The following is a 7,944-nucleotide window of genomic DNA, read 5'->3' as shown; positions in this document are numbered from 1 at the left end:
AGGGACCATGGACGGGTGAGTGAGGCGTTCGAGGAACTGGCGCGGCTGGTGGCCGCCGGGGACGTGGTGGTGCTCAGCGGCGCGGGCCTGTCCACCGAGTCGGGCATCCCGGACTACCGGGGGCCCAGCGGCGCGGCGCGCCGGCACACCCCGATGACGTACCAGGAGTTCACCCGGGATCCGCTGGCGCGCCGGCGCTACTGGGCGCGCAGTCACCTGGGCTGGCAGACCATCGCCCGGGCGGCGCCCAACGACGGGCACCGGGCGGTGGCCCGGCTGCAGGACGCCGGGCTGCTCGGCGGGATCATCACCCAGAACGTCGACGGGCTGCACACCGCCGCCGGCGCCACCGGCGTGATCGAGCTGCACGGCCGCCTCGACGAGGTGACGTGCCTGGACTGCGGCAACGCCACCGGCCGTGACGAGCTGCACCGGCGCCTGTCCGAGGCGAATCCGGGCTTCGACGCGCGGGTGGCGCGCGTCAACCCCGACGGCGACGTGGACCTGCCCGACGAGGCGGTGACCGGGTTCCGCACCGTCGACTGCGGGATCTGCGGCACCGGCATGCTCAAGCCGGACGTGGTGTTCTTCGGCGAGACGGTGCCCGCGCCGCGGGTCGCGGACTGTTTCGCGTTGGTCGAGCGGGCTCGGGCGCTGCTGGTGCTCGGGTCGTCGTTGACGGTGATGTCGGGGCGGCGGTTCGTGTTGCGCGCGGCCCGCCACGGCATCCCGGTGGTGATCGTCAACCAGGGCGTCACCCGCGGCGACGGCTACGCGGCGCTGCGCCTGGACGCCCCGCTGGGTGCCACCCTGTGCGCGCTCGCCGACCGGGTGGCGGTGGCCCCGGCGCCGGTGTGATCAACCCCCGGGACATGAGCCGGAAACACGCCCGCTGGTAGCGTTGGAGGTGCCGGTACCACCCACGTGGGAGAGACCGTCGACCCGACGGCGCCGAAGGGGCAGATTCTCCCCGGAACCTCTCAGGCAAAAGGACCACGTGGGCAGGCGCTGTGGAGCGCGTCAGCGCGACTCAGGGGGAGGCCGACCCGTCGACCTCGCCCCACCAAGGAGCGCAGCGCATGACCGCAGAGCAGTTCGCCGACCGGCACATCGGCCCCGGGCGCGACGACGAACGCCGGATGCTGGACACAGTCGGCTACGGCTCGGTCGACGAGCTGATGGACGCCGCGATCCCCGAGGTGATCCGCTGGCACGGCACCCTGGACCTGCCCGCCCCGGCCGGCGAGCGGGAGGCGATCGCCGAGCTGCGCGCCCTCGCGTCGCGTAACACCGTGGCCGTGTCCATGATCGGCCTGGGCTACCACGGCACGCACACCCCGGCGGTGATCCGCCGTAACGTGCTGGAGAACCCGGCCTGGTACACCGCGTACACGCCGTACCAGCCGGAGATCAGCCAGGGCCGGCTGGAGGCGCTGCTGAACTTCCAAAGCATGGTGTCCGGCCTGACTGCGCTACCAGTCGCGAACGCTTCGATGCTCGACGAGGGCACCGCCGCGGCCGAGGCGATGACGCTCGCCCGCCGCGCGTCCAAGAGCAAGAGCCCGGTGTACGTGGTCGACGCCGACGCGCTGCCGCAGACCGTCGCGGTGATCGCCAGCCGCGCCGAGCCGCTCGGCATCGACGTGCGGGTCCTCGACGTGGAGCGCGACGAGCTGCCGGCGGAGTTCTTCGGCCTGCACCTGCAGTACCCGGGCGCGTCCGGGACGGTCCGGAACCATCGGGCCCTGGTCGAGGCGGCGCACGGCGTGGGCGCGCTGGTGACGGTGGCGGCGGATCTGCTGGCGTTGACGTTGCTGCGCCCGCCGGGCGAGATCGGCGCCGACATCGCCGCGGGCACCACCCAGCGCTTCGGCGTACCGATGGGCTTCGGCGGGCCGCACGCCGGTTACCTGGCGGTGCGGTCGGGCCTGGAGCGGATGCTGCCGGGCCGGCTGGTCGGGGTGTCCCGCGACGCCGACGGCAACCCGGCGTACCGGCTGGCGTTGCAGACCCGCGAGCAGCACATCCGGCGGGAGAAGGCGACCAGCAACATCTGCACCGCCCAGGTGCTCCTCGCGGTGATGGCCGGCATGTACGCCGTCTACCACGGCCCGGACGGGCTGCGGGCCATCGCCCGGCGTACCCACGAGGCGGCGGCGCGGCTCGCGGCCGGCCTGCGGGCCGGCGGCGTCGACGTGGCCGACGTGCCGTTCTTCGACACCGTCACCGCCGTGGTGCCGGGCCGGGCCGCGCAGGTGGTGGCGGCCGCCGCGGCGCGCAACGTCAACCTGCGGCTGGTCGACGCCGACCGGGTAGGTGTGTCCTGCGACGAGACCACCACGTCCGCGCACCTCGCCGCGGTGTGGGAGGCGTTCGGGGTCGACGGGTTCGACGGCGACGCCGACGCGGCCCTGCCGGACGGGCTGGCCCGTACGTCGGAGTTCCTCACCCACCCGGTGTTCCACAGCCACCACTCCGAGACGGCGATGCTGCGGTACCTGCGCCGCCTCGCCGACTTCGACTACGCGCTGGACCGGGGCATGATCCCGCTGGGGTCGTGCACGATGAAGCTCAACGCCACCACCGAGATGGAGCCGATCACCTGGCCCGAGTTCGCGCACCTGCACCCGTTCGCGCCGGACGAGCAGACCGCCGGGTACCGGGAGCTGATCGCGCAGCTGGAGGGCTGGCTGGCCGAGGTGACCGGCTACGACGCGGTCAGCGTGCAGCCCAACGCCGGGTCGCAGGGTGAGCTGGCCGGGCTGCTGGCGATCCGCGCCTACCACCGGGAGCGCGGCGAGGCCCACCGCGACGTGTGCCTGATCCCGTCGTCGGCGCACGGCACCAACGCCGCGTCGGCGGTGATGGCCGGCATGCGGGTGGTGGTGGTCGGCTGCGACGCCGACGGCAACGTCGACCTGGTCGACCTCGACGCGAAGATCGACAAGCACCGGGACGCGCTTGCCGCGATCATGGTGACGTACCCGTCGACGCACGGCGTGTACGAGACCGGCATCGCCCAGTTGTGCGCGAAGGTCCACGACGCCGGCGGACAGGTGTACGTCGACGGCGCGAACCTCAACGCGCTGGTCGGGTTCGCCAAGCCGGGCCGGTTCGGGGCGGACGTGTCGCACCTGAACCTGCACAAGACGTTCTGCATCCCGCACGGCGGTGGTGGCCCGGGTGTGGGACCGGTCGCGGTGCGTTCGCACCTGGCGCCGTTCCTGCCCGGTAACCCCCTCGGTGCGCGGGCCGACGGGCGGCCGGCGATCTCGGCGGCCAACCACGGGTCGGCGGGGATCCTGCCGATCCCGTGGGCGTACCTGCGGATGATGGGCGCCGGCGGGCTGGCCCGCGCCACCGGCGTGGCCGTGCTGGCGGCGAACTACGTGGCGGCGCGGCTGCGCAACCACTTCCCGGTGCTGTACGCCGGCAACAAGGGCCTGGTCGCGCACGAGTGCATCCTGGACCTGCGGCCGCTGACCAAGGCCACCGGTGTGAGCGTGGACGACGTGGCGAAGCGGCTGATCGACTACGGCTTCCACGCGCCGACGATGTCGTTCCCGGTGGCGGGGACGCTGATGGTGGAGCCGACCGAGAGCGAGGACCTGGCCGAGCTGGACCGCTTCTGCGATGCGATGATCGCGATCCGGGCGGAGATCGACAAGGTCGGCTCGGGGGAGTGGCCGGCGGGGGACAACCCGCTGTCCAACGCGCCGCACACCGCGGCGATGGTGTCCGCCGACGAGTGGCCGCATCCGTACCCGCGGTCGGTGGGCGCCTATCCGGCAGGTGTGGACCGGGCGGGCCGGTACTGGCCTCCGGTGCGGCGCGTCGACGGCGCGTACGGCGACCGGAACCTGGTCTGCTCGTGCCCCGCGCCGGAGGCGTTCGAGGACTGAGCGGCTGACGCCGGGGCGGTGGGCTCTCGCCGCCCCGGCCGGTGCGCCGGACGGTCCTGACCGGCGCGTACGCTCACTGACGCTGCGTGATCGCTCAGGCGACGAGGGCGTGGCGGGCCGGGCCCCGGTGCGGGGCGATGGTGCGCCCGTCGGGGAGCAGCTCACCGGTGTCCTCGAAGACGATGACACCGTTGCAGAGCAGGCTCCAGCCCTGCTCAGGGAAGCAGGCGAGAACGCGGGCGGCCTCGCGGTCGGTCGCGTCGGCGGAGGGGCAGGTGGGCTGGTGCTGACACATCGGGTTCTCCGGACTGTGGGGGCACTGTGTCATGGTTCACATGACCAGTGACGCACAGTACCAAGGAAAACTGAGCGGCAACGAGCAAGGATGCGTCTTGTTCACCCAGAATGGGCTGAACGGATGACCCGGAACCGCCCGGACGTCGTGGAAGCGCTCCCAGCGGTGGAGGTCGATGCTCCCGGCGCGCCGCCCGGATGCCGCCGCCGGCTCGTCGAGACCGCCCGCCTGCACTGGTCGACCGGCGACGGCGGCGACCCCGCCGACCTGGCACAACGCTTCCTCGCCGCGCACGGCATCGCCCGCGACGACCTGTCCCGCCCCGGCCGCCACGAACCCGACGCCGGCGTGTGCGGCGCCGCGCTGTACCTGTCCGCCGCCGCCGGCGCGTACGCCATCGGCGTGTCGCCCGGCGCGCCGAGTCCCGCGCCGGCGCTGCCCGACCTGGTCGTGGTCGTCTACCACCACGCCGACCGCCCGGTGCCGCCCCCGCGCCCGGCCCTCGCGCCCTGGCGGCTCGGAGGCTGGCGCGACAGCTGGACCCCGGCCGCGCACGCCACCGCCGTCGGTGCGGTCCGCGACGCCATCGCCCGTGGCGACGTGTACCAGGTCAACGTCGTCGGCCACGCCGCCGCCCCGTACAGCGGCGATCCGCTGCCCGCGCTGGCCCGCCTCGCCGCGCTGCCCGGCGCCCGCTACGGCGGCACCCTGCACGGCCCCGGCTGGGCGCTCGGCTGCGCCTCCCCCGAGACCCTCATCGCCGTCGAGCGCGGCCGGCTGGTCACCCGCCCGATCAAGGGCACCCGGCCGGCCACTCCCGCCGGACGCCGCGACCTGCTCGCCTCGGCCAAGGAACGCGCCGAACACGTCATGATCGTCGACCTGGAACGCAACGACCTGGCCCGGGTGGCCCGCACCGGCTCGGTGCGCGTCGACGAGCTGTTCGCCGTACGCCGCTGGTGTGACCTGTGGCAGGCGGAGTCAACCGTGTCGGCGGCGCCCGCCGACGGCCTGGGCCTGGCCGACCTGCTGCGCGCGGTGTGCCCCGGCGGGTCGGTCACCGGCGCGCCCAAACACGCCGCCCTGGCGCGCATCGCCGCGCTGGAGCCGGTCGGGCGCGGCGCGAGCATGGGCGCGCTCGGCTGGGTCGGACCCGACCGCCTCGACCTGGGCCTGACCATCCGCACCGCCGCCGCCGACGGGGACCTGCTGCACCTGTGGGCCGGGGGAGGCATCACCTGGGACAGCGACCCGGCCGCCGAGGTCGCCGAGGCCGCCGCCAAGGCCGCCCCGATCCGCGCCCTGCTCGCCGGCTGACGGGCTGTCCGCCGGACCGGCCCCGGCTGCGCGGCCCGGCCTCGCGCGGCGGGGCTATCCGGTGGCAGTGCTCCGGTCGGCGGCGAACGCGTCCAGGGCGGCGACCACCCGTTCGCTGATGCCGTGCCCGCCGCCGTGGCCGCCGGACTCCACGATCTCCAGCCGCGCGTCCGGCCAGTCCCGGGTCAGCTGCCAGGCGATGTCCGGCGGGCCGCTGACGTCCAGCCGGCCCTGCACCAGCACCCCCGGAATGCCGGCGAGGCGGCCGGCGTCGCGCAGCAGCTGCCCGTCGGGCAGGAAACCCCGGTTGGCGAAGTAGTGGGTCACCAGCCGGGTGAACCCGTACCGGAACACCGGGTCGGCGAACCGGGGACTCGGCCCGTGCCCGCCCGCGAGGGACACGTGCACGTCCTCCCAGTCGCACCAGTCCCGGGCGGCCCGCTCCCGCACGGCCGGGTCCGGGTCGGCGACCAGCCGGGCGTACGCGGCGGACAGGTCACCGTCGCGGTCGGCCTCGGGCACGCCGTCGCGGAACCGCGCCCACTCCTGCGGGAACACCCGGCCCATGTCCCGGGTCACCCACTCGATCTCGCGGCTGGTGTTGGCGACCACGCTGAACAGCACCAGCGCGCTCACCCGATCCGGGTGGCGCTGCGCGTACGCCAGCGCCAGCGACGACCCCCACGACGCGCCGCACAGCAGCCACCTGTCGATCCCCAGGTGTACGCGCAGCACCTCCATGTCGGCCAGCAGATGCCCGGTGGTGTTCACCGACAGGTCGGTCGCCGGATCCGAGGCCGGGGGAGTGCTGCGCCCGCAGCCGCGCTGGTCGAACAGCACGATCCGGTAGGCGGCCGGGTCGAACAGCCGCCGCCAGGACGCGCCCGCGCCCGAACCAGGGCCACCGTGCACCACGAGCGCCGGGCGGCCGTCCGGGTTGCCGCACGTCTCCCAGAACACGAGCTGTCCGTCCCCGACGTCCAACATGCCGTGCGCGTACGGCTCGATCGGCGGATACATCAGTGGCCTCCCCGAGTCAGATACAACAGCGCTGTTACATTAGTGGACGTGACCGCCCCCGACCGCGACGCCCTCGGCACCCTGCTACGCCACGTCCTGGACGTCCTCGACGGCGACGTCGCAGCCGTCCACGACCGCCTCGGCCTCACCGACTACCGGCCCCGCTACTCACCTGTCGTGCGCGCGCTCGTCGCCGACGGCCCGCTGCCCATCCGAGACCTCGCCGCCCGCGTCGGCGTCACCCACTCCGCCGCCAGCCAGACCGTCGCCCAGATGCGCGGCGCCGGCCTCGTCGACCTGCGCCCCGGCGCCGACGCCCGCCACCGCATCGTCACCCTCACCGACCGCGCCCGCGCCCTGCTGCCCGCCGTCGAAGCCGAATGGGCCGCCACCACCGCCGCCGTGCGCCACCTCGACACCGAACTGCCGGTGCCGCTCGCCGACGAGCTGTACGCCGTCCTCGACGCCCTGCGCCGCCGCCCCCTGCGCGACCGCATCGCCGACACCGGGCTCCTCGACACCCCACCGGACACCCGCGAACGGTAAGCAACGGATAGCCTTCCGGACATGACTATGCGCCCCATCCGGATCATCGGCGACCCCGTGCTGCGCACCCCCAGCGAAGCCGTCACCAGCTTCGACGCCGAACTGCGCGCCCTCGTCACCGACCTGATGGACACCCTGCTCGGCGCACCCGGCCGCGCCGGCGTCGCCGCACCCCAGATCGGCGTCAACGCCCAGGTGTTCGTCTACGACGCCGACGGCCACCGCGGCCACATGGTCAACCCCACCCTGGAGGTGTCCGACGAACTCCAGGACGACGAGGAAGGCTGCCTGTCCATCCCCGGCCTGTACTTCCCGACCCCCCGCGCGCTGCACGCCACCGCCCACGGCTACGACCAGCACGGCCAACCGCTCACCATCACCGGCAGCGGCTTCCTCGCCCGCGCCCTGCAACACGAGACCGACCACCTGCGCGGACGCCTCTACGTCGACACGCTGCGCGGCGACACCCGACGCCGCGCCCTCCGCGAGATCCGCGCCGGCCGCTTCGACTCACCCAGCCGCGGCCGCTGACGTCAACGCGCACTCGGTGAACCCGGCCACCCGGGAGAACCCCAACCGCTCGTACAACCGCACCGCCGCGGCGTTGTCCGCCCGCACGTTCAACGTCACATGATCCACCGACGCGCGCAGCCCGGCGCACAACGCCGCCACCACACCCGCACCCAGACCACGACCCCGCACGTCCGGATGCGTCGTCACGTTCCCCAGCGCCGCCACCCGCCACCGCGGCGCGAACACGTGCACCCCCGCCACCGCCCCCAGCCGACCACGCTCCCGCCCACCCACGTACTGGCCCGTCCCCAACATCCGCGCGTCCAACCCGTTCCCCGGCTACGCCACCCC

At 74.1% G+C, this 7,944-nt stretch carries 8 protein-coding genes and 1 riboswitch; of the genes, 5 read left to right on the top strand and 3 right to left on the bottom strand.

Translation table 11 applies throughout. From position 1 onward, the window contains the following. Positions 1-15 precede the first annotated feature (15 nt). Both F8279_RS28140 and gcvP read left to right on the top strand, forming a co-directional pair. Positions 16-858 carry an NAD-dependent protein deacetylase gene (locus F8279_RS28140; RefSeq protein ID WP_151501559.1) on the top strand — a complete coding sequence of 281 codons (843 nt, stop codon included), beginning with the start codon at positions 16-18 and terminating at the stop codon, positions 856-858. 57 nt (positions 859-915) lie between these two features. Next, a riboswitch (glycine riboswitch) is annotated at positions 916-1,006 on the top strand. Positions 1,007-1,079: 73 nt separating this feature from the next. Then, positions 1,080-3,902, top strand: coding sequence for an aminomethyl-transferring glycine dehydrogenase (gene gcvP, locus F8279_RS28135; RefSeq protein ID WP_151501558.1), 2,823 nt, complete (start codon positions 1,080-1,082; stop codon positions 3,900-3,902). Positions 3,903-3,996: 94 nt separating this feature from the next. Here the strand turns inward: gcvP and F8279_RS28130 are convergent, their stop codons facing one another. Beyond that, the gene (locus F8279_RS28130) at positions 3,997-4,197 is read right to left on the bottom strand and encodes a DUF5999 family protein (protein ID WP_013286363.1); all 201 of its coding nucleotides are present in this window, start codon (positions 4,195-4,197) and stop codon (positions 3,997-3,999) included. A 123-nt stretch (positions 4,198-4,320) separates the two neighbouring features. On the opposite strand from F8279_RS28130, the gene F8279_RS28125 reads away from it, so the two are divergent. Beyond that, on the top strand, positions 4,321-5,514 hold the full coding sequence (locus F8279_RS28125) for a chorismate-binding protein (protein WP_091426891.1): 1,194 nt from the start codon (positions 4,321-4,323) through the stop codon (positions 5,512-5,514). Positions 5,515-5,568: 54 nt separating this feature from the next. Here the strand turns inward: F8279_RS28125 and pip are convergent, their stop codons facing one another. After that, positions 5,569-6,534 (bottom strand): prolyl aminopeptidase, encoded by a 966-nt coding sequence (gene pip, locus F8279_RS28120; protein WP_151501557.1) that lies wholly within the window; start codon positions 6,532-6,534, stop codon positions 5,569-5,571. Between the two features lie 48 nt (positions 6,535-6,582). On the opposite strand from pip, the gene F8279_RS28115 reads away from it, so the two are divergent. Together F8279_RS28115 and def are read left to right on the top strand one after the other, a co-directional pair. After that, positions 6,583-7,080 (top strand): MarR family winged helix-turn-helix transcriptional regulator, encoded by a 498-nt coding sequence (locus F8279_RS28115; RefSeq protein ID WP_151501556.1) that lies wholly within the window; start codon positions 6,583-6,585, stop codon positions 7,078-7,080. 21 nt (positions 7,081-7,101) lie between these two features. Beyond that, entirely contained in the window at positions 7,102-7,611 is a 510-nt protein-coding gene (gene def, locus F8279_RS28110) for a peptide deformylase (protein WP_091426893.1), read from the top strand. Here the strand turns inward: def and F8279_RS28105 are convergent. Further along, complete coding sequence (locus tag F8279_RS28105) at positions 7,591-7,908, bottom strand: GNAT family N-acetyltransferase (protein WP_225853442.1); 318 nt, start codon at positions 7,906-7,908, stop codon at positions 7,591-7,593. The genes def and F8279_RS28105 overlap by 21 nt on opposite strands. Between the last annotated feature and the right edge of the window lie 36 nt (positions 7,909-7,944).

The organism is Micromonospora sp. AMSO1212t (assembly GCF_008868145.1).
Classification (GTDB): Bacteria; Actinomycetota; Actinomycetes; order Mycobacteriales; family Micromonosporaceae; genus Micromonospora; species Micromonospora tulbaghiae.
This window is presented reverse-complemented; position numbering and strand designations above follow the sequence as displayed.

Excerpts from the sequence above, each read along its gene's own strand:
- def (WP_091426893.1), top strand. The coding sequence starts at position 7,102 with ATGACTATGCGCCCCATCCGGATCATCGGCGACCCCGTGCTGCGCACC.
- F8279_RS28125 (WP_091426891.1), top strand. The coding sequence starts at position 4,321 with ATGACCCGGAACCGCCCGGACGTCGTGGAAGCGCTCCCAGCGGTGGAG.
- pip (WP_151501557.1), bottom strand. The coding sequence starts at position 6,534 with ATGTATCCGCCGATCGAGCCGTACGCGCACGGCATGTTGGACGTCGGG.
- gcvP (WP_151501558.1), top strand. The coding sequence starts at position 1,080 with ATGACCGCAGAGCAGTTCGCCGACCGGCACATCGGCCCCGGGCGCGAC.
- F8279_RS28105 (WP_225853442.1), bottom strand. The coding sequence starts at position 7,908 with ATGTTGGGGACGGGCCAGTACGTGGGTGGGCGGGAGCGTGGTCGGCTG.
- F8279_RS28130 (WP_013286363.1), bottom strand. The coding sequence starts at position 4,197 with ATGTGTCAGCACCAGCCCACCTGCCCCTCCGCCGACGCGACCGACCGC.